The sequence below is a fragment of the Paraburkholderia gardini genome (assembly GCF_907164575.1).
Lineage (GTDB): Bacteria > Pseudomonadota > Gammaproteobacteria > Burkholderiales > Burkholderiaceae > Paraburkholderia > Paraburkholderia gardini.
This window is the reverse complement of the sequence record NZ_CAJQYY010000036.1, coordinates 19942-40079: the sequence shown is the minus strand read 5'-3', so window position 1 is coordinate 40079 and position 20138 is coordinate 19942. Positions and strand designations below refer to the sequence as shown.

The window sequence follows — 20138 nt, the reverse complement described above, 5'->3', positions numbered from 1 at the left end:
TCCCGGATTTCACGGGCGATCGTCATGCCCTGTCACTTCTTCGTAAATGCGACCGCTGCGACGATGATGGCGCCCTTGATGACAAGCTGAAGCGAAGAACTCACGCCCAGCAAAACCAGCCCGTTGTTAAGCGTGCCGATGATCAGGCTGCCAAGCAGCGTGCCGAGAACAAATCCCCGGCCACCGAAGAGGCTGCATCCGCCTAACGTCACGGAAGCAATCACGTCGAGTTCGAGTCCCTGCACGACGTCGGGTCGCGCCGCGTGCGAGCGTGCCGAAAGCACGAGCGCAGCGAGGCCGGCGAGCGCGCCGGTCAGGACAAAGGCGAGCGTGGTCACGCGGCGGATATTGATGCCGGAGTAAAGCGCCGCTGTCGGATTGCCGCCCGCTGCGTAGATCTGCCGGCCGAACACGCTGTAATGCAGCAGCAGGATGCCGGCGATCACGGCGAGCAGTGTCCAGGCGATCGGCACGGGCACGCCGAAAATGGAACCCTCGCCGAAGATCGCCACGAAGGCGTCGTTGGTGATGATGACGGGCCTGGTCGTGGTCACCATCAGCGCGAGTCCACGCGCGGCGCTCAATGTGCCGAGCGTCACAAGGAACGAAGGAATATTCAGGCGCATGGTCAATACACCGTTGAGCGCGCCGACAATCGCGCCCGTGCCGATGCCGGCAATCGCGCCGATGATCCAGTTGTCGCCGACATACGACATCGCGAGCGCCGCGGCCATGCCCGACAACGCGAGCGTCGAGCCCACCGACAGATCGATCTGCCGCGCGATGATCACGAACGTCATGCCGATCGCGACAATCGAAACAAGCGCGGTCTGGCGGCCGATGTTCAGGAAGTTGTCGATGGAGAGAAACCAGGGTGAAGCGAAACTGAAAACAACCAGCAGGATCGCGAAAGCGATGTACAGCGCGTACGGCCTGTCGCCCTGAAGCAGAAGCTGGGCGAGGCGCCGGCCACGACTGCGCCGCTGTTGCGGCAAAACCTGCTGCCCGGTTGTCAGCGGCGAGACGGAATCGTTCATGTTGCGGACGCTCCGAAGGAAGTCACATGACGGGACTCGATTGAAGAACGGGAAAGCTGGATCAGGTGATGTAGCGCCTCGGCGTTAGCGAGGTCGGCGCGCTCGACGGTCCTGGCGATGCCGCCGTCGACGACAATCGAAATCCGGTCGCACAGACGCAGCAGTTCGTCGAGGTCGGACGACACGATGAGCACGCCGGTGCCCGCCCGCGCCGCGTCGTGCACCACGTCGTAAATTTCCTCGCGTGCGCCGACGTCGACGCCGACGGTCGGTTCATCGAGCATGAGGAGCTTCGGGCGCGGGTTGTTCCACTTGGCGAAGACCACTTTCTGCTGGTTGCCGCCCGACAGAAACCTGACTGACGTGGATGCGTTCGGCGCCTTCACGGCAAGCTGCTTCATCGCGCTTTTTGCCTGTTGAACAGCGGCCTTGCCGCGCAGCCAGCCCCAGCGTGAAAAATGCGGCAGCCGCGGCAGTGTCAGGTTGCGTTCAATCGAATGATCGAGCACGAGGCCTTCGAGATGGCGATCTTCAGGAACAAGCGCGATGCCGCATTTGATTGCCTGCGCGGGCGTGAGGTGGGTGAGCGACTGGCCGTCGATGACGATGGTGCCAGTATCGACGCTTCGCAGGCCGAAAATGGTTTGCAGGATTTCGGTGCGGCCACTGCCGATGAGGCCGGCAAGCCCGTGAATCTCGCTCTGGTGCACGGCGAGGTCGACCGCGTGCAGTCTGTCGTTGCCGACGCCCGATAAAGTCAGCACCGGCGCGCTGGATGCCGCATCCGCTTCGCGACCTGAGGCAGCGGATGAATTGCTCATTGCGCCTGAACTGCTCGCGGTCATCTCCCGCGCATGCAGCGCGGCATGACCCGGGCCGACGATCGCGGCGACCAGCTCTTTCATGTCGGTTTGCGCCGTCGAGAACTGGCCCGCGTTGGCGCCGTCGCGAAACACGGTGACGCGTTGCGAAATACGGAACACTTCGTTCAACCGGTGCGTCACGTAGATCACGCCGACGCCGCGACCGGTCACCGCGCGTATCGCGTCGAACAGGATCTGTTCCTCGCCACCCGTGAGCGCGGAGGTGGGCTCGTCCAGAATCAGCACGCGCACGTCGCCCATCAGCGCCTTGCTGATTTCCGTCATCTGCCGGTACGCAAAGGGGAGGGAGCCGACCTGAACACGTGGATCGAGTGGAATGCCATGCAGCTGCAAAAACGCGCCGACTTCCGCCATCAACTGGTGCTGCTTCACGAAACCGAAGCGCGTGCGCGGCTCGCGCCCCAGCATCAGATTGGCGCCGACCGAAAGCGACTCGACGAGACTCAGATCCTGGTAGACCACCGCGACGCCCGCGTCGCGCGACTGCGCCGGCGTGGCAAACGCAACATTGCGGCCATCGATCTCGATGCTGCCTTCGTCGTAGGCGTGAACACCGCTCAGGATCTTGATCAGCGTGGATTTGCCGGCGCCATTCTCGCCGAGCAACGCATGAACTTCTCCGGGCATGACTTCGAGGTTGACGCCGCGCAGTGCCTGCACGCCGCCAAAACGTTTGGTGACGCCCGCAACACGGATCAGGGGTGCCTGAGGCGATGAAGCGGCCGTGACCGTTACCGGCTCACTCATCTGGCTTGTCTCCTTCGTCGGGAGCGACGAAATTCCTGTCTTTATCGCGCGATCTGTCGCATGTGATGTTGTGATCTTCGCATCACGGATTTGGTGAGTCAATAACATTAACGGTCTTTGACAAGCCTGATACGGCTGAAATGTCATGATCGATTCACTGGACTTGTTAGAATCATATCAATCGATGTAGCATAGACCTGAACGGCCCATAGGCTTTTTGCTGTGCATTGCACCAATTTCCGGATGTCTCATGCCTGAAGCTCCTTCTTCGTCTTCCACGGTCATCGCGCTGCGCGGCGGGCCGCTAATCCATCCGGTGCGCAACCCAGGTACGCCGTTCGACGCGTCATGGCTGGACGGTCTGCGCGTGAACCAGTCGGCGGTCGAGCGGCGCACGGCCACGCTGGCCACGCGCCGCACCGTCAAGAAAGACGCACAGGCGGCCTGGCTGCTGAAGGCGGTGACCTGCATCGACCTCACCACACTGAACGGCGACGACACCGAGGGCCGCGTCAGGCGTCTGTGCGCGAAGGCGCGGCAGCCCGTGCGCACCGACATTCTCGAAGCGCTCGGTATCGCGCCGCGAAGCATCACGACGGGCGCGGTCTGCGTCTATCACCGCTTTGTCGCGGCCGCCGTCGATGCGCTCGGGGGCAGCAACATTCCGGTTGCCGCGGTTTCCACGGGTTTTCCGGCCGGGCTGATTCCGCATCCGCTCAAGCTGAAGGAAATCGAGGCTTCGGTGGCGGACGGCGCGAAGGAAATCGATATCGTCGTGACGCGCGAACATGTGCTCACCGGCAACTGGCAGGCGCTTTATGACGAAGTGCGCGATTTCCGCGCGGCCTGCGGCCCGGCGCATCTGAAGGCGATTCTCGCCACCGGCGACATCCGCACGCTGTCGAACGTCGCGCGCGCGTCGATGGTCTGCATGATGGCGGGCGCCGATTTCATCAAGACGTCGACCGGCAAGGAGGGCGTGAACGCCACGCTCGACGTGTCGCTCGTGATGGTCCGCATGATCCGCGAATACCAGGAGCGCACTGGCGTGCTGATCGGGTTCAAGCCGGCGGGCGGTGTATCCGGCGCGAAGTCCGTGCTGTCGTACCAGTTCCTGATGAAAGAAGAACTCGGCCGCCCGTGGCTCGAACCGGAGCTGTTCCGTATCGGCGCGTCGAGCCTGCTGGCGGATATCGAACGTCAGCTCGAACATCATGTGAGCGGCCGTTATTCCGCTTTCAACCGTCACCCTGTAGCCTGAACTCAAGACCGATCCCATGAGCGTAGCCGAGTATTTTTCTTCGATGGAGTACGGTCCCGCACCCGAGGACGATCAGCCCGCGCGCGCCTGGCTCGCGCAGCACGAGGCGACCTTTGGGCATTTCATCGGCGGCGCGTGGCATGCGCCGGCTGCCGGTGAACATTTCGTTTCGCATGCACCCGCCACGGGCGAGCGTCTTGCCGATATCGCGCAGGGCGACGCGGCCGATGTCGACGCGGTCGTTGCCGCCGCGCGTGCCGCGCAGCCGGCCTGGCTCGCGCTGGGCGGCGCCGGACGCGCGCGCCATCTGTATGCGCTCGCACGCATGGTCCAGCGCCATAGCCGTCTTTTCGCGGTGCTCGAAGCGCTCGACAACGGCAAGCCGATCCGCGAAACACGCGATATCGACGTGCCCCTCGTCGCGCGCCATTTCCTGCATCACGCCGGCTGGGCGCAGTTGCAGGACAACGAGTTCCGCGATTACGCGCCGCTCGGTGTCGTGGGCCAGATCGTGCCGTGGAATTTTCCGCTGCTGATGCTCGCATGGAAGATCGCGCCCGCGATTGCCACGGGCAACTGCGTGGTATTGAAGCCTGCCGAATACACGCCGCTCAGCGCACTGCTGTTCGCCGAACTCGCGCATCGTGCCGGCTTGCCCGCGGGCGTGCTGAACGTGGTGACGGGCGATGGCAGCACGGGTGCCGCGCTCGTCGCGCATCCGCAGGTCGACAAGATCGCGTTCACGGGTTCGACGGAAGTCGGCCGGTTGATCCGCTCGGTGACGGCGGGTTCGGGCAAGTCGCTGACGCTCGAACTCGGCGGCAAGTCGCCGTTCATCGTATTCGACGATGCGGATATCGACGGCGCGGTGGAGGGCGTGGTCGACGCGATCTGGTTCAACCAGGGCCAGGTTTGCTGCGCGGGTTCGCGTCTGCTCGTGCAGGAAGGTATCGAAGCGCGTTTCATCGCGAAGCTCAAGCGCCGGATGGAAACGCTGCGCGTGGGCCACTCGCTCGACAAGAGCATCGATATGGGTGCGATCGTCGATCCGGTCCAGCTGGAGCGCATCCATTCGCTGGTGGAAGCCGGCAAGCGCGAAGGCTGCGCAGTCTGGCAATCGCCCGATGCAACGATGCCCGCAAGCGGCTGCTTTTATCCGCCGACGCTGGTCACTGGCGTCGCGCCCGCTTCGACGCTCGCGCAGGAAGAAATCTTTGGTCCGGTACTGATCGCGATGAGCTTTCGCACGCCCGACGAGGCCATCGCGCTCGCGAACAACTCGCGCTATGGGCTTGCGGCGAGCGTGTGGAGCGAGACGATCGGGCGCGCGCTCGATATCGCACCGCGTCTGGCGTGTGGCGTCGTGTGGATCAACGCGACGAACCTGTTCGATGCGGCGGTCGGCTTTGGCGGCTATCGCGAGTCGGGCTATGGCCGCGAAGGCGGACGTGAGGGCATTTACGAATATCTGAAGCCGCGCGCGTGGCTCAAGCTTGCGGATCGCGTGCCGTTGCGGGCTGCGGCGCGCGCATCGAAGCGTGATGAGCCTTCGAACGTCGCGTTGATCGACCGTACCGCGAAACTCTTTATCGGCGGCAGGCAGGTGCGTCCGGACAGCGGCTATTCGCTGCCGGTGTACGCGCCCGATGGCACGCCGGTCGGTGAAGTGGGCGAGGGCAACCGCAAGGACATCCGTAATGCCGTGGAAGCGGCACGGGCGGCGCACAAGTGGTCTCAGGCCAGCACGCACAATCGCGCGCAGGTGCTGTATTACCTCGCCGAGAATCTCGCGGTACGTGCCGATGAATTCGCGCGCCAGCTCGTCGTGCGTAACGGCGCAACGGAAGCGGCGGCCCGTGCTGAAGTCGACGCATCGGTATCGCGGCTTTTCACATACGCCGCGTGGGCCGACAAGTTCGATGGCGCCGTGCATACGCCGCCGCTGCGCGGCGTTGCGCTCGCCATGCACGAGCCGCTCGGTGTGATCGGCATTGCGTGCCCGGACGAAGCGCCGTTGCTCGGTTTCGTTTCGCTCGTGGCGCCGGCGCTCGCGATGGGTAACCGTGTCGTCGTGTTGCCGGGCGCGGCGTGTCCGCTGGCCGTTACCGATTTCTATCAGGTGGCGGAAACCTCGGACGTGCCGGGCGGTGTGCTGAACATCGTCACGGGCGAGCGCGGCGCGCTGCTGCCGGCGCTCGCGAAGCACGACGATGTCGATGCGCTCTGGTGCTTTGGCAATGCGTCGGATTCGACGCTGGTCGAACGCGAGTCGATCGGTAACCTGAAGCGCACGTTTGTCGATCACGGGCGCCAGTTCGACTGGCACGACCGGTCGAGCGAAGGGCTGCCGTTCCTGCGCCAGGCGGTGCAGGTGAAGAATATCTGGATACCGTACGGTGACTGACTGAACACCTGACTGTCCGAACCGTCTGAACGAATTGCACGCCAACCAGGAAATGGAGGAGACAACGTGCTGAAGAATCTGGACCCGCTGTTGAGCGCCGACGTGCTGCACGCGTTGAGCGCGATGGGCCATGGCGATGAACTCGTCATTTGCGATGCGAATTTCCCGGCCGACTCCGTTGCACGCGCAACGGTCACCGGCAAGCTGCTGCGCCTTGACGGCGTCGATGCGGCACGCGCGATTCGCGCGGTGCTGTCGGTCATGCCGCTCGACACCTTCGTCGACGATCCGGCGCTGCGCATGGAAGTGGTCGGCGAACCGGATACGGTTCCCGCAGTGCAGCGCGAGGCGCAGGCCGAAGTGAACAGGGCGGAAGGACGCGATCTGCCGTTCGCTTCGATCGAACGTTTCGCGTTTTACGAACGGGCGCGGCGCGCGTACTGCGTGATCGCGACCGGCGAACAGCGCGGCTATGGATGCTTCATGTTCAAGAAGGGCGTGCTCCTCGCACCGGACGCCCCTCAGGGGAATCGCACATGATCGCCCGCGAGGAGCGTAACGGGCGCGTCGTCATTCTCGGCATCTATGTGACCGACCTGACGTTTCGCGCGGACCGCATGCCGCTGATCGGCGAAACGATTGCAGGCTCCGCATTCGCGATGGGCCCCGGCGGCAAGGGTTCGAATCAGGCCGTCGCCGCCGCACGCGCGGGCGCGCAGGTCGTGTTCTGCACCCGCATCGGCGACGACGCGTTCGGTTCGATCGCGCGCGCGACATGGAACGACGAAGGCATTACCGCGCGCGCCACGGTGCTCAACGGCGTCTCGACAGGCGCGGCCCATATCTTTGTCGACGACATCACCGGCAGGAACGCGATTATCGTCGCGTCCGGCGCGGCGGGCACGATGACCGCCGCCGACGTCGATGCGATCGAGGCGGATATCGCCGCGGCGCGCGTGTTCGTCACGCAGCTCGAGCAGCCGCTGCCCGCCGCGCGACGCGGGCTGGAAGTGGCCCGCAAGCACGGCGTGATCACGGTGTTCAATCCAGCACCTGCATTGCCGCTCGACGACGACATTTTCCCGCTGTGCGACTACATCACCCCGAATGAAACGGAAGCCACGGCGCTCACCGGCGTGCCGATCGCGAACGCCGACGACGCACGCCGCGCCGCTGATGTGCTGCTTGCCAAAGGCGTCGGCACGGTGATCGTCACGCTGGGCGAAGGCGGCGCGCTGCTGCATTCGGCGACGCAATCGGTACTGGTGCCCGCGTATCACTGCGGTCGCGTGGTCGAGACAGCGGGCGCCGGGGACGGCTTCACGGGCGGTTTCGCCGCCGCGCTCGCACGTGGCGAAGAGCCGATCGCGGCCATGCGCTTCGGTTGCGCGCTGGCGGGCATTTCCGTCACGCGTGCCGGCACGGCGCCCTCGATGCCGACGCTCGATGAAGTGAACCAGGTTCTTGGGCAACCGACCTCATCGCCATTGCATCCGTAGCGCCACACGTCGCCGGCCGCGTGGCTGGCTGTGCAGTTTGAAGGAGTTCGTCATCACCATGAAGTCCTCGTTTGCCAATGGAAAACTGTTCGCCGACCGGCAACTGAATTTTCTGCTGATCGTCAACGTGCTCGTCGTGCTGGTCGCGACGTGGATGTCGCAGGGACAGTTCGTCGATATCGACAACCTGCAGTCGATGGGCGGCCAGTTGCCCGAACTCGGCCTGCTCGCGCTCGGCATCATGCTCTCGATGGTGTCCGGCAACGGCGGGATCGACCTGTCGGGCGTCGGACTTGCGAACCTCTCGGGCATGGTCGCGGCGATGGTCGTGCCGCTGTACGTGAACGGCGACAACTCGCCGGTGCTCTATACGTCGCTCTTCTGTGTGATCGTCGTCGTCATGGGGTTGCTTGGCGGCCTGCTGAACGGCGTCGTCATCGCGCGGCTCAAGCTCACGCCGATTCTCTGCACGCTCGGCACGCAGTTGTTGTTCACCGGCATTGCCGTGGTGCTCAGCAACGGTGCATCCGTGCATGTCGACTATGTCGACCCGCTGTCGGAGATCGGCAACGGTACGGTGTTTCAGGTGCCGATCGCGTTCTGCATCTTTATCGCGGCGATCGTGGTGCTGGGCTGGCTGCTCAGGCGCAGCCCGTTCGGCCTGCGCCTGTACCTGATGGGCACGAATCCGAAAGCGGCGTTTTATGCGGGCATTCCGCGTGTACGCATGCTGGTCAGGACCTACGCGATGTGCGGCGTGCTCGCCTCGCTGGCCGGGCTGATCAGCGCCACGCACACCTCCAGCGCGAAATGGGACTACGGCAATTCGTATCTGCTGATTGCCATCCTGATCGCCGTGATGGGCGGCGTGAATCCGGCGGGCGGCCACGGACGCATCATCTGCGTGTTCTTCGCCGCGACCGTGCTGCAGTTTCTGTCGAGCCTGTTCAATCTGCTCGGCGTATCCCAGTTCTTCGGCGACTGCGCATGGGGTTTCCTGCTGCTGCTTTCGCTTGCGTTCGCGGGCGGCGAACGGGTGCGCGCGATCTTTGGTTTCGGCGGTACGGGCGGCAATCCGGCTGCAGGCAGTTCCGGTGGCTCGGGCAGTCCCGGTTCAACGCCCGGGCGTTAGCGAAGGCATCCGTACCAGAAGGTTTTCAGTACGCGGCGGACATCGGAGCCCTGGTTGTCCGCGACCATGAACAGGGCGACATCGAACGATAAAGGAGACATCGCATGAAATTGACTCGACTGGCTGCCGCGCTCACAGCAGGCGTCCTTACGGTAGGCGTCATTGCAGCGGCGCAGGCGGCAACGGACGAGACGATCGTCACGGTCGTCAAGGTGACAGGCATCAACTGGTTCAACCGGATGGACGACGGCGTCAAGGAATTCGCGAAGGACAATCCCGGCGTGAAGGCGTATCAGACCGGCCCGGGCCGCGCCGATGCCGCGCAGCAGCTGAAGATCATCGAAGACCTGATCGCGAAGAAAGTGACCGCGATCGCGGTCGTGCCGTACGATCCGCCGACGCTGGAACCGGCGCTGAAAAAGGCAATGGATCGCGGCATCAAGGTGGTCACGCATGAAGCGGACAACGAGAAGAACACGATGGTCGACATCGAGGCCTTTGACAACACCGCATACGGTGCGGGCCTGAACGAGCGCCTCGCGGCGTGCATGCACGACGAGGGCAAGTGGGCCGTGCTGGTCGGCTCGCTCGGCAGCCGCTCGCAGGTGCAGTGGGCGGACGGCGGCATCGGCAACGCGAAAGCGAAGTATCCGAAGATGAATCTGGTCGAGCCGAAACTCGAAACGAATAACGACGGTGAGCGTGCGTACGAAGTCGCGAAGGAAGTGCTGCGCAAGCATCCGGACCTGAAGGGCTTCCAGGGCTCGTCGTCGCTCGACGTGATCGGCATTGGCCGCGCCGTCGAGGAGGCGGGTCTGCAGGGCAAGATCTGCGTGTACGGTACGGGGCTGCCGACCGAAGCGGGCAAGTTCCTCGAAAGCGGCGCGATCAACGGCATCGCGTTCTGGGATCCGAAGCTCGCGGGCATCGCGATGAACAAGATCGCGAAGATGCTGATCGACGGCAAGACCGTTCAGAACGGCGCCGACCTCGGCATTCCGGGCTACACGAAGGTCACGGTCGAGAAGGGTCCGGGCAAGGGCATCATCGTGCGCGGCCAGGGCTGGGTGAATGTCGACAAGTCGAACTACAAGCAGTATCCGTTCTGACCGTTGTGTCGTGGCGTGCCCGGGCGGGCACGCCTTTTAATTCGCGATTCACTGGCTTGCCATCATGACTCAAGACGTATCGACACCGCGGTCTTCACCATCGCAACCGTTTCTGGAAGTGGTCGGCGTACACAAGCGTTTCACCGGCGTGCATGCGTTGCGCGGGGTGAATCTTTCGTTCGAGCGCGGCCAGATCTATCACCTGCTCGGCGAAAACGGCTGTGGCAAGAGCACGCTCATCAAGATCATCTCCGGTGCGCAGCCGCCCGACGAAGGCGAACTGGTGATCGAAGGCGTGCGGCACGCGCGGCTCTCGGCGCTCGAATCGCTCGCGGCGGGGATCGAAACGGTGTATCAGGACCTGTCGCTGCTGCCGAACATGAACGTCGCCGAAAACGTCGCGCTCACGTCCGAGCTCGCCGAACACGGCGGCCGGCTTGCCCGCACGTTCGACCGGCGCGCACTCGCGCGAACCGCCGCGCGCGCGCTCGAAGCGGTCGGCTTGCCCGGCACCGCGGAATTTCAGGCAACGCTGATCGAGCAGTTGCCGCTCGCGACACGTCAGCTCGTCGCGATCGCCCGCGCGATCGCGAGCGAGGCGAAGTTCGTGATCATGGACGAACCGACGACATCGCTCACGCAAAAGGAAGTCGACAACCTGATCGCCGTGCTCGCGAATCTGCGCGCGCAGGGCGTGACGGTGCTTTTCGTCAGCCACAAGCTCGACGAGTGCTACGCGATCGGTGGCGAAGTGATCGTGCTGCGCGACGGCCAGAAGATGGCGCAAGGCCCGATCGCGCAGTACACGAAAGCGCAGATCAGCGAGCTGATGACGGGTCGCCATCTGTCGAACGAACGTTATCGTGAAGGCAGTCTCGGGCAGGAGGTCGTGCTCGACGTGCGCGGTCTCGCGCGCGCGGGCCAGTTCAGCGATGTTTCGTTCGCCCTGCATGCGGGCGAAATACTGGGCATCACCGGGCTGCTCGATTCGGGCCGCAATGAACTCGCGCGTGCGCTGGCAGGCGTCGCGCCCGCGCAATCAGGGCAGGTCGTGCTCGATGGCAAGCCTGTCACATTGCACACGCCGTCGGATGCGAAACATCACCGGATCGGTTATGTGCCGGAAGACCGCCTGAACGAGGGCCTCTTTCTCGACAAGCCGATTCGCGACAACGTGATCACCGCGATGATTTCGAGCCTGCGCGACCGCTTCGGCCAGATCGACCGGGCGCGCGCGCAGGCACTGGCCGAACAGACCGTGAAGGATCTGCAGATCGCGACGCCTGGCGTCGACAAGCCGGTGCAGTCGCTCTCCGGCGGCAACCAGCAACGCGTGCTGATCGGCCGGTGGCTTGCGATCGATCCGCGCGTGCTAATCCTGCACGGGCCGACAGTCGGCGTTGACGTCGGATCGAAGGACATCATCTATCGCATCATGCAGCGGCTTTCGCAACGCGGCATCGGCATTGTGCTCATCAGCGACGATCTGCCCGAACTGCTGCAGAACTGCGATCGCATTCTGATGATGAAGAAAGGACGCGTCGCGAACGAGTACAAGGCCGATACGCTGAGCGAAGCGGACCTGTATCACGCGCTGCTTTCGGAAGCGGCCTGACCCGGAACGAAAGGACGCCCCACGCATGAATTCCCGTGTTAATCAGACCATGACCACCCCAACCGTCGTCGAAATCGCACCCAAGGTCAAGCCGCCCAGCGTGCGCGCGAAGCTCGCGCGCAATCCCGAGTGGTTCACCGCCGCGCTGATCGTGACGACCTGTCTGATTGTCGGCGCGATCAATCCACGCTTTTTCCAGCTCGCGACGCTGTTCGACCTGCTGCATTCGGCAACGACGATGTCGCTCTTCGCGCTGGGCACGCTCGTCGTGCTGGCATCGGGCGGCATCGACGTATCGTTCACCGCGATCGCCGCGCTGACGATGTACGGCATCACCAAGGCCGTGTTCGCGTGGTGGCCCGACGCGCCGTTTGCGCTGATCCTGATTGCCGGCGCGCTCGGCGGCATCGTGCTCGGCATCGTCAACGGACTGCTGGTTTACCGGCTGAAGGCGCCTTCGCTGATCGTCACGATCGGCACGCAGTATCTGTTTCGCGGTGTGCTCCTGACGTTCATCGGCACGTCGTTCTTCATGAACATTCCGCACAGCATGGACCGGTTCGGCCGCATTCCGCTGTTCTTCTATCACACCAGCGAAGGCCTGCGTGCCGTGTTGCCGGTATCGGTGCTGGCGCTCGTCGCGGCCGCCATTGTCACGTGGTGGCTGCTCAACCGGACGATGATGGGGCGCGGTGTGTATGCGATGGGCGGCAGTCTCGCGATCGCCGAACGGCTCGGATACAACCTGCGCGCGATCCATCTGTTCGTGTTCGGCTATACGGGCATGCTGGCCGGTATCGCGGGCATCCTGCACGTGTCGAACAACCGTCTCGCGAATCCGTTCGATCTGGTCGGCTCGGAACTCGACGTGATCGCCGCGGTGATTCTGGGTGGCGCGCGCATCACAGGCGGCACCGGGACGGTAGCGGGGACGCTGCTGGGTGTCGTGCTGGTGACGCTGATCAACAGCGTGCTGATTCTGATCGGCGTGCCGAGCACCTGGCAGAAGGTGATTATCGGCGCGTTCATTCTGGTGGCGGGCACGCTCTTCGCATTGCAACGCAAGAGCTGAGCGTTCCTGCCGCGCACATGAAGCACTGCTGCCTGCTGTTGCGACGCGATTAGCTGTCGCAGCAGCAGGCGCATTCACTTGCGCTTGCGGTGATCCTGGCCTTTCTCGGTGATGATCGAATCGAAGTCGTCGATCTGTGAAAAGCGCACCGCTTTCACCACACCGAACTTGCTCATGTCCACCACGAGATGCCGCTCGACAGCGCTCGCCATCGCGGCCTGTTTCAGCGCGACTTCGTGAAAATTCCAGCAAGTCACGCCACGCGCCGGATCCACGCCGCCGGCGGAAATAAACGCCTTGTTGATGCCCATGCGGCGCAGCACCTCCAGGCTTTCTTCGCCCGCGAACGAATCGGACGACGGCACGTAGACACCGCCTAGCAGGATCATCCGGACGTTCGGCTTGCGCCGCAGGATTTCGGCGACGTTCAGCGAATAGCACACCACCGTGACGTGGCGCTCGACCGGAATAAGCCGCGCGAGCGTGGTGAGCGTCGTGCCGCAGTCGATAAAGAGCGTTTCGTTATCGCCGATCAGGCTCGCCGCGACCGCCGACGCTTCAGCCTTGGCCTGCGCGAAATGGTCTTTCTCTTCTTCAAGCGAGTAGCCGGCGTTGTTCGGGACATCGGTGGCGCTGACGATGTAGCCGCCAAGATAGGTGAACCGCTCGGGGCTGCCCGCGATATCGCGGCGCACGGTCATTTCCGAAACGCCGAGCAGGGTGGCGGCGTCACGCAGGCGCATCACATTTTGCCTGGCCAGCGCATCGGCCAGGGTGCGGAGGCGGTCGGTTTTCAGCATGAAGGTCCTGGCGCTTGGCGTGGGTGCGCGTTATGTTTCGTTCGATTTCCTGAGAGAATTATAACAAGAGGTCACGCGCACGGCGAGCCTCGCGTCATGATGGAAGACCCTTGTTTTGCAGGTGTTAACGTGCGACGAGGCGGTGCGGTTATCGAATCGGATGTCGCGCCATGCCGGTGTCGAGAACGACGCGGGCTGTTAAAGCGCGGCTAATGCGATCCCGGCGTAGTATGCAACGGATGTCATGCAGTGCTTTCAGGCGCGGTGGGGCTACGCGGGCGCAGGAAAGTCAGCATTCAGATGCATCGGCGACACGTTTACCGGTTCGCGCGTTGTACACGGGGCGTGTCGATCTTCTTCACCGGATTTCGTGCCGGTCCGGATTCCGTTTCAGGAGTCCGGCTGGCGTACTTGGCGAGGAGCAGCACATGGCTACACAGACGGTCGCGGATTATCTGGCAAGGACGCTTTCGGCTGCGGGCGTCGAGCGTATCTGGGGCGTAACGGGCGACAGCCTGAACGGCCTCGCATACAGCCTCGATCAGGTCGGCACGATCCGCTGGATGCACACGCGTCATGAGGAAGTCGCCGCGTTCGCCGCGGGCGCCGATGCCGCTACAACCGGCCGTCTCGCCGTATGCGCGGGCAGCTGCGGACCCGGTAACCTGCATCTGATCAACGGGCTCTTCGACTGCCATCGCAACCAGCAGCCCGTGCTAGCGATTGCCGCGCATATTCCGTCGACCGAAATCGGTCTCGGCTACTTTCAGGAAACGCATCCGCAGGATCTGTTCCGGGAGTGCAGCCATTTCGTCGAACTGGTGTCGAACGCATCACAGTTTCCGCGTGTGCTGGAGCGCGCGATGCGCGCCGCCACCGAGGAGCGCGGCGTCGCGGTGATCGTGTTGCCGGGCGATGTCGCGCTCACCGAATGTCAGGTGCCGGTGCCCGAATGGAACCTGGGCGGACCTTCGACAATCCTGCCGCCGGAGTCCGACATCGACCGGCTGGCATCGATGCTGAACGGCTGCGAAGCCGTGACGATCATGTGCGGCAGTGGCGTGGCCGGTGCGCATGCCGAAGTCGTGCAACTCGCCGATACGCTGGGCGCTCCGGTCGTTCACGCGCTGCGCGGCAAGCAGTTCATCGAATACGACAATCCGTTCGACGTCGGCATGACGGGGTTGATCGGCTTCAGCTCCGGCTATCACGCGATGATGTCGTGCGACACACTGCTTTTGCTGGGATGCGATTTTCCGTATCGCCCTTTCTATCCGCCCGAAGCAAAAGTCGTGCAGATCGACTGGAAGGGCTCGCAACTGGGGCGCCGCACGCCGCTTGCGCTCGGGCTTGTCGGCACCGTGAAGGAAACGGTCGCGGCGCTGTTGCCAAAGCTGCAGCGTAAAGCGGATCGCACGTTTATCGACAAGGCGCGCAAGCACTATCTGTCGGCGCGCAAGGGCCTCGACGAACTTGCGACGCCCTCGGGGCCCGGCAGGCCGATTCATCCGCAGTATCTGACGCGAATGATCGACGAAGTCGCCAGCGACGATGCGATTTTTTCCGCCGACGTCGGCACCCCCACACTCTGGGCAGCGCGCTATCTGACGATGAACGGCAGACGGCAACTGCATGGTTCGTTCAATCACGGATCGATGGCGAACGCGATGCCGCAGGCGCTTGGCGCGCAGGCTGCTCATCCGGGGCGGATGGTGATTTCGCTGTCGGGCGACGGCGGACTGTCGATGCTGCTGGGCGACCTGCTGTCCGCGCGTCAGCTCGACCTGCCGATCAAGGTCGTCGTGTTCAACAACAGCCTGCTCGGTTTCGTATCGATGGAACTGAAAGCCGGCGGCTACCTCGATACGAACGTGGACCTGAGCAAGACGGACTTCGCGGCGATCGCGCACGGTGCCGGCATTTTCAGCGTGCGGGTGACGGAATCGGAAGCGCTCGAAGGTGCGTTGAAGGAGGCGTTCGCGCATCCAGGGCCGGCGCTCGTCGACGTGGTCACGTCGAAGCACGAACTGGCAATGCCGCCCAACATCGAACTGGCGCACGCAAAGGGCTTCAGCCTCTATATGCTGCGTGCCGTATTGAGCGGGCGCGGCGACGAGATCGTCGAACTCGCGAGAACGAACCTGCGGTAAGCGGCGCGCGGCGTGTCCGGCGACGATCGCGTTTGCCGTCGCAACGTGTCGTCTCTGTGCCGAACAATGTCGCAGCGGTGTTATTCGTGAGCGAACACTCTTCCTTATAGTCGAACAGTCTGTAAAGGCTGCGGCGACGCGTCAGACCGTCGGCACATCGCTGCTCGTGACGCCAGATGATCTGGCAAGTGGTTCCGGTCTCGACAGACACGTCGGCACGCGTGCCGAGCCATCGATTCTCCAACCAGTGAGGTCGCGAACGTGAGCACCGACGGACTGCCGTGCGGGACACGGGCGAATGCCCGCGCCAGTGACGTACGCACGGGAGCCCCGGCGCCCGGTGTGGTGTCAGCCATTTCCAGCCTGCTGCTCGGATTTGCCCTGCTGGTCATGGGGAACGGCCTGCTCGGCACGCTGATCGCGCTGCGCATGGTTCATGCAAACTTTCCTTCGATGACCGTTGGATGCGTTCAGGCCGCGTATTACGCCGGCTTCATGCTCGGCGCCTGGCGCGGCGGATCACTCATCGCACGGATTGGCCATCACCGCGCATTTGCAATCTTCGCCGCTGTCGCGACCTGCACGGCGCTCGGATATGCTGTTTCCACCCAGCCGCTCATCTGGGGGTGTCTGCGGTTCATGACGGGCTTTTGCCTGGTCGGCATTTTCACGGTAATGGAAAGCTGGCTGAATGGCGTGGCGCGCAACGCGTGGCGGGCGCGGGTCTTTTCCGTGTATCTGATCACTACCTATCTCTGCGTGGGTGCCGGACAATTTCTGGTCAGCATGACCGATCCCTACGGCTTCGAGCTTTTCAGTCTCGTGGGCTGCCTGTTCGCGGCATCCCTGGTGCCCGTGACCCTCGCTCGCAGCCTTGCCGCCGAAGCCTCAGCGCACGCACACGACAGCACACCGCAGGCGAGACCCGGTCTCGGACTGGACGGCGTGCGCTCGCTCTGTCGACTGGCGCCGCTGGGTCTGTGCGGGTGCGTTGCGGCCGGCTTGCTGAGCAGCGTGTTTTACTCGCTGTATCCGGTGTACATGCGTAACGCCGGTTATCCGGTGCCGGCGGTGTCCCATTTCATGGGTACCGCCCTGATCGCAGCGCTTTTGCCGCAATGGCCGGTGGCCTGGCTGTCTGACCGCGTCGACCGGAGGTGGGTCATCCTGGCCGTTTCGTTGTTGCTGACCCTGAGCAGCGCGACACTCTTGCTGTTCCATGGCGACGGGGCACTTCAACCTGTAGCGTACCTCTACGTCAGCCTGATCTTTACCGTCTACGGCCTGTCCATCGCGCACGCCAACGACCGGGTTCCATCGACCCACCGCGTCGCCGTTAGTGCCGGCCTGCTGCTGACTTTCGCGCTCGGGGGGAGTGCCGGACCGATCATCGCATCGCTGGTAATGAAGTGGGTCGGCCCCCTCGGCATCTATCTGTTCACCATGACCGTGACCGCGGTCCTTGCCATTCAAGCGTTGCTCAGCGTGAGCGCCCGCCGCGGCATGACGAGAGCGGCGTGATCGCGTGACGCTTTTCCTTCACTTCACTTCAATTCTGCTCTGCTCAAAACAACTCGCATCCGGGCTGCAAGCCTGAGGATCGTTACAGAACGGAGCCACCCGCGCAGCGCGCGGCAAAGCTGGAAGCGTCTTCTTGAGACATCGGTGGTAACCCTATATCGCATTGATTTACAAGGATAAAAATTTATCACAGCCGCGACACGCCGCTTTTGTGACAAACAATGTCGATCCCATGTTAAAGGCGGTGCCCACTCCGCCCCTATCCTGTCACCAAAGCAGCACACACGAGAAAATGGCTCTTTCAGAGTCCAGGAGACATTGTGGAAACCCTTGCTTTCATCTGGGACAACCTGGCCAGCATCGGCAGGATGACCGTCGAGCATATCGAGATCGTCGGCGTGGGTGTCGGCTTCGCGATCCTCACCGGCGTGCCGCTCGGCATCGCGATCACCATCAACGAGCGCGTCGCGAAAATCGTGCTGTACGTCGCGTCGATCATCATGACGATTCCGTCCGTCGCCCTGTTCGGCATCATGATTCCGGTGCTCTCCGTGATCGGCCAGGGTATCGGTTTCCTGCCGACGGTCATCGCGCTGTTCCTCTACTCGCAACTGCCGATCGTCCGCAATACCTATACCGCGATTACCAATATCGACCCGGCCCTGCGCGAAGCCGCGAGAGGGATGGGGATGAAGACAGGCGAGCGGCTGCGCAAGGTTGAACTCCCGATCGCGCTGCCCATCATCATGGCTGGCGTGCGCATGGCGGTGGTCATCAATGTCGGGGTCGCGGCGATTGCGGCCTACATCGGGGCCGGCGGTCTGGGCAAGCTCATCAGTCGCGGCATCTCCCAATCGGATCCACGCCAGTTGATCGCGGGCGCCATTCTGGTCAGCCTGCTCGCCATCGCGGCAGACTTCGGCCTCGGCTGGGTTCAACGGTTCCTGACACCAAAGGGATTGCGCAGTCCCTCGCGTACGGCCAGTTTCGCGCTGCGACTGGGCGTGTTGACGGGGATTCGCAAACAACCACGACAGGCGCATTAATCATGATCAAGCTATCCAACGTTACGAAGCGCTACGACGGCGCGAGCGGTCCGGTGGTCGACGGCATCAACATGGAAGTGGGTGCCGGAGAAATCTGCGTACTGCTGGGCCCGTCAGGATGCGGCAAGACGACGACGCTCAAGATGATCAACCGTCTGGTCCAGCCCACTTCCGGCAAGATCTTTCTCGAAGGCAAGGACACCGATGAATTCGACGTGGTGGCGTTGCGCCGCCGCATCGGCTACGTGATCCAGCAGATCGGCCTGTTTCCCAACATGACCGTCGAGGAAAACATCTGCGTGGTGCCGCAGCTGCTGGGCTGGGACAAGGCGAAGGCGCGCCGGCGGGCGGCGGAACTGCTCGAGATCGTCGCACTCGATCCGGCCATTTACCTCACCCGCTACCCGAAGGATCTGTCGGGTGGCCAGGCACAGCGTGTCGGCGTAGCCCGGGCGCTGGCGACCGATCCGCCCGTCATGCTGATGGACGAGCCGTTCGGTGCGATCGATCCGATCAACCGGGAGCTGATCCAGGACGAGTTCCTCAGGATCCAGAAGCAGGTCAGGAAGACCATCGTCTTTGTCAGTCACGACATCGATGAGGCGGTGAAGATGGCTGACAGGATCGCGATTTTCCGCGCCGGCCGGCTCGAGCAGTTCGATACGCCGGATAACATCCTCGCGCGCCCCGCGACGCCGTTCATCGCGGGCTTCGTCGGGACGGACCGTGCGCTCAAGCGCCTGCGTCTGGTCCGCGCGAAAGATGCGCTGTCGGAATGCGAATGCCTCGTGCGCGTCGGCGAGAGCAGTGCCCGCGCGCAGGCGCTCATGGCCGAGCACGGCGTCGACCAGATCGTGCTCGTCGACGGGGCCGACAGGCCGCAGGGCTATCTGACCGTCGCCCAGCTACAGGCGGTCGATGGTGCGCTGAGCGTGGCACACGCCACCCCGGTTCAGGGAACGGCCAATCCGGCAGACGATCTGCGCTCGGTGGTCTCGGCGATGTTCGCGAGCGGCGCATCGCGGCTGCCCGCGGTCGACGACGACGGCCGGTTTGTCGGCTATGTCAGCCAGGCGCATATCGTCGAACTGTTGCGCGTACCGGCCGGAGAGCAGGCATGAAACCCGAACCACGTATCCGCGCGGCAAGGTGTGTCAGCGCCGCGACCGGCCTGCTGCTCGCCGGGGTGTCGATGGGCGCCCGCGCCGATAGCTGGTTCTCCGGGGTCGCCCAGTATCGTAGCGACATGGTGTACCAGTCGGTCCAGATGATGACGATGGTCGCGATCGCCGGTGTCCTCGCGATCGTCGTCGCGGTACCGGTCGGCATCTATATGAGCCGGCCCTCACAGCGGCACGGTGCGGCGGTCGTCATGCAGACATTGAACGTCGGGCAGGCGATCCCGAAGCTCGCCCTGCTCGCGCTGGCGATGAGCGCGCTGGGTATCGGCTCGATTCCCGCGATTTTCGGGCTGTGGGTGGCCACGTTGCTGCCGATCGCCCTGAATACCTACGAGGGCCTGCGCGCCGTGCCGCGTTCGCTGATCGAGGCGGCCACCGGAATGGGCATGACGCCGCTACAGATCCTCTTGCGCGTCGAGTTGCCCAACGCGCTGTACGTGATATTCGCGGGCATCCGCACGGCGCTCGCGATCACCGTCGGGACGGCGCCGCTCGCCTTCCTGATCGGTGGCGGCGGTCTCGGTGAACTGATCTTCACCGGCATCGACCTCAACGATTTCACCATGCTGCTCGCCGGTGCTATCCCGACCGCCCTGCTGGCGATCCTGACCGATGCATTTGTCGGGCAGATGCAGCGCAGGCTCGTCTCGCGCGGCGTCACTTCCAGAAGCTGAACCCCC

The 20138-nt window shown here is 63.5% G+C and carries 16 protein-coding genes; 13 read left to right on the top strand and 3 right to left on the bottom strand.

Translation table 11 applies throughout. The annotated features are described in order from the left end of the window. Positions 1-32 precede the first annotated feature (32 nt). Together LPA34_RS24170 and LPA34_RS24165 are read right to left on the bottom strand one after the other, a co-directional pair. Positions 33-1037, bottom strand: coding sequence for an ABC transporter permease (locus LPA34_RS24170; protein ID WP_228983163.1), 1005 nt, complete (start codon positions 1035-1037; stop codon positions 33-35). Then, a complete protein-coding gene (locus tag LPA34_RS24165; protein ID WP_228983159.1) occupies positions 1034-2668 on the bottom strand; it encodes a sugar ABC transporter ATP-binding protein in 1635 nt (544 codons plus the stop codon). The genes LPA34_RS24170 and LPA34_RS24165 overlap by 4 nt, the downstream gene beginning before the upstream one ends. A gap of 250 nt (positions 2669-2918) precedes the next feature. Here LPA34_RS24165 and deoC point away from each other — a divergent pair, with 250 nt between their 5' ends. The 8 genes from deoC to LPA34_RS24125 all read left to right on the top strand — a co-directional run bounded on the left by deoC (position 2919) and on the right by LPA34_RS24125 (position 12760). Beyond that, positions 2919-3929 (top strand): deoxyribose-phosphate aldolase, encoded by a 1011-nt coding sequence (gene deoC, locus LPA34_RS24160; RefSeq protein ID WP_228983156.1) that lies wholly within the window; start codon positions 2919-2921, stop codon positions 3927-3929. Positions 3930-3945: 16 nt separating this feature from the next. Beyond that, complete coding sequence (locus LPA34_RS24155; RefSeq protein WP_228983153.1) at positions 3946-6333, top strand: aldehyde dehydrogenase family protein; 2388 nt, start codon at positions 3946-3948, stop codon at positions 6331-6333. Positions 6334-6399: 66 nt separating this feature from the next. Beyond that, positions 6400-6873: an RbsD/FucU family protein gene (locus LPA34_RS24150; protein WP_228983150.1), complete on the top strand. Its 474-nt coding sequence runs from the start codon at positions 6400-6402 to the stop codon at positions 6871-6873. Then, a complete protein-coding gene (gene rbsK, locus LPA34_RS24145; RefSeq protein WP_228983148.1) occupies positions 6870-7832 on the top strand; it encodes a ribokinase in 963 nt (320 codons plus the stop codon). Before LPA34_RS24150 ends, rbsK begins: the two co-directional genes overlap by 4 nt. Before the next feature lie 58 nt (positions 7833-7890). Beyond that, the gene (locus LPA34_RS24140) at positions 7891-8964 is read left to right on the top strand and encodes an ABC transporter permease (RefSeq protein WP_228983146.1); all 1074 of its coding nucleotides are present in this window, start codon (positions 7891-7893) and stop codon (positions 8962-8964) included. 104 nt (positions 8965-9068) lie between these two features. Continuing rightward, on the top strand, positions 9069-10073 hold the full coding sequence (locus tag LPA34_RS24135; protein ID WP_228983143.1) for an autoinducer 2 ABC transporter substrate-binding protein: 1005 nt from the start codon (positions 9069-9071) through the stop codon (positions 10071-10073). Positions 10074-10137: 64 nt separating this feature from the next. Beyond that, positions 10138-11688, top strand: coding sequence for a sugar ABC transporter ATP-binding protein (locus LPA34_RS24130; protein WP_228983141.1), 1551 nt, complete (start codon positions 10138-10140; stop codon positions 11686-11688). A gap of 25 nt (positions 11689-11713) precedes the next feature. Then, the gene (locus LPA34_RS24125) at positions 11714-12760 is read left to right on the top strand and encodes an ABC transporter permease (protein ID WP_228983137.1); all 1047 of its coding nucleotides are present in this window, start codon (positions 11714-11716) and stop codon (positions 12758-12760) included. Between the two features lie 74 nt (positions 12761-12834). On the opposite strand, the gene LPA34_RS24120 is transcribed toward LPA34_RS24125, so the two are convergent. Beyond that, complete coding sequence (locus LPA34_RS24120; RefSeq protein ID WP_228983134.1) at positions 12835-13560, bottom strand: DeoR/GlpR family DNA-binding transcription regulator; 726 nt, start codon at positions 13558-13560, stop codon at positions 12835-12837. 428 nt (positions 13561-13988) lie between these two features. On the opposite strand from LPA34_RS24120, the gene poxB reads away from it, so the two are divergent. The 5 genes from poxB (at position 13989) to LPA34_RS24095 (ending at position 20132) form a co-directional block, all read left to right on the top strand. Beyond that, a complete protein-coding gene (poxB, locus tag LPA34_RS24115; RefSeq protein ID WP_228983131.1) occupies positions 13989-15710 on the top strand; it encodes a ubiquinone-dependent pyruvate dehydrogenase in 1722 nt (573 codons plus the stop codon). Between the two features lie 345 nt (positions 15711-16055). Beyond that, positions 16056-17231 (top strand): MFS transporter, encoded by a 1176-nt coding sequence (locus tag LPA34_RS24110; protein ID WP_228983126.1) that lies wholly within the window; start codon positions 16056-16058, stop codon positions 17229-17231. Positions 17232-17551: 320 nt separating this feature from the next. Further along, positions 17552-18277 carry an ABC transporter permease gene (locus LPA34_RS24105; protein ID WP_228983122.1) on the top strand — a complete coding sequence of 242 codons (726 nt, stop codon included), beginning with the start codon at positions 17552-17554 and terminating at the stop codon, positions 18275-18277. A 2-nt stretch (positions 18278-18279) separates the two neighbouring features. Then, positions 18280-19398 carry an ABC transporter ATP-binding protein gene (locus LPA34_RS24100; RefSeq protein WP_228983118.1) on the top strand — a complete coding sequence of 373 codons (1119 nt, stop codon included), beginning with the start codon at positions 18280-18282 and terminating at the stop codon, positions 19396-19398. Beyond that, positions 19395-20132, top strand: coding sequence for an ABC transporter permease (locus tag LPA34_RS24095; protein ID WP_228983115.1), 738 nt, complete (start codon positions 19395-19397; stop codon positions 20130-20132). Before LPA34_RS24100 ends, LPA34_RS24095 begins: the two co-directional genes overlap by 4 nt. Positions 20133-20138: the final 6 nt, after the last annotated feature.

Bases quoted from the DNA above. Each gene is read 5' to 3' on its own strand.
- LPA34_RS24095 (WP_228983115.1), top strand. From the start codon at position 19,395: ATGAAACCCGAACCACGTATCCGCGCGGCAAGGTGTGTCAGCGCCGCG.
- rbsK (WP_228983148.1), top strand. From the start codon at position 6,870: ATGATCGCCCGCGAGGAGCGTAACGGGCGCGTCGTCATTCTCGGCATC.
- LPA34_RS24125 (WP_228983137.1), top strand. From the start codon at position 11,714: ATGAATTCCCGTGTTAATCAGACCATGACCACCCCAACCGTCGTCGAA.
- LPA34_RS24135 (WP_228983143.1), top strand. From the start codon at position 9,069: ATGAAATTGACTCGACTGGCTGCCGCGCTCACAGCAGGCGTCCTTACG.
- poxB (WP_228983131.1), top strand. From the start codon at position 13,989: ATGGCTACACAGACGGTCGCGGATTATCTGGCAAGGACGCTTTCGGCT.
- LPA34_RS24140 (WP_228983146.1), top strand. From the start codon at position 7,891: ATGAAGTCCTCGTTTGCCAATGGAAAACTGTTCGCCGACCGGCAACTG.
- LPA34_RS24170 (WP_228983163.1), bottom strand. From the start codon at position 1,037: ATGAACGATTCCGTCTCGCCGCTGACAACCGGGCAGCAGGTTTTGCCG.
- deoC (WP_228983156.1), top strand. From the start codon at position 2,919: ATGCCTGAAGCTCCTTCTTCGTCTTCCACGGTCATCGCGCTGCGCGGC.
- LPA34_RS24165 (WP_228983159.1), bottom strand. From the start codon at position 2,668: ATGAGTGAGCCGGTAACGGTCACGGCCGCTTCATCGCCTCAGGCACCC.
- LPA34_RS24100 (WP_228983118.1), top strand. From the start codon at position 18,280: ATGATCAAGCTATCCAACGTTACGAAGCGCTACGACGGCGCGAGCGGT.
- LPA34_RS24130 (WP_228983141.1), top strand. From the start codon at position 10,138: ATGACTCAAGACGTATCGACACCGCGGTCTTCACCATCGCAACCGTTT.
- LPA34_RS24155 (WP_228983153.1), top strand. From the start codon at position 3,946: ATGAGCGTAGCCGAGTATTTTTCTTCGATGGAGTACGGTCCCGCACCC.
- LPA34_RS24120 (WP_228983134.1), bottom strand. From the start codon at position 13,560: ATGCTGAAAACCGACCGCCTCCGCACCCTGGCCGATGCGCTGGCCAGG.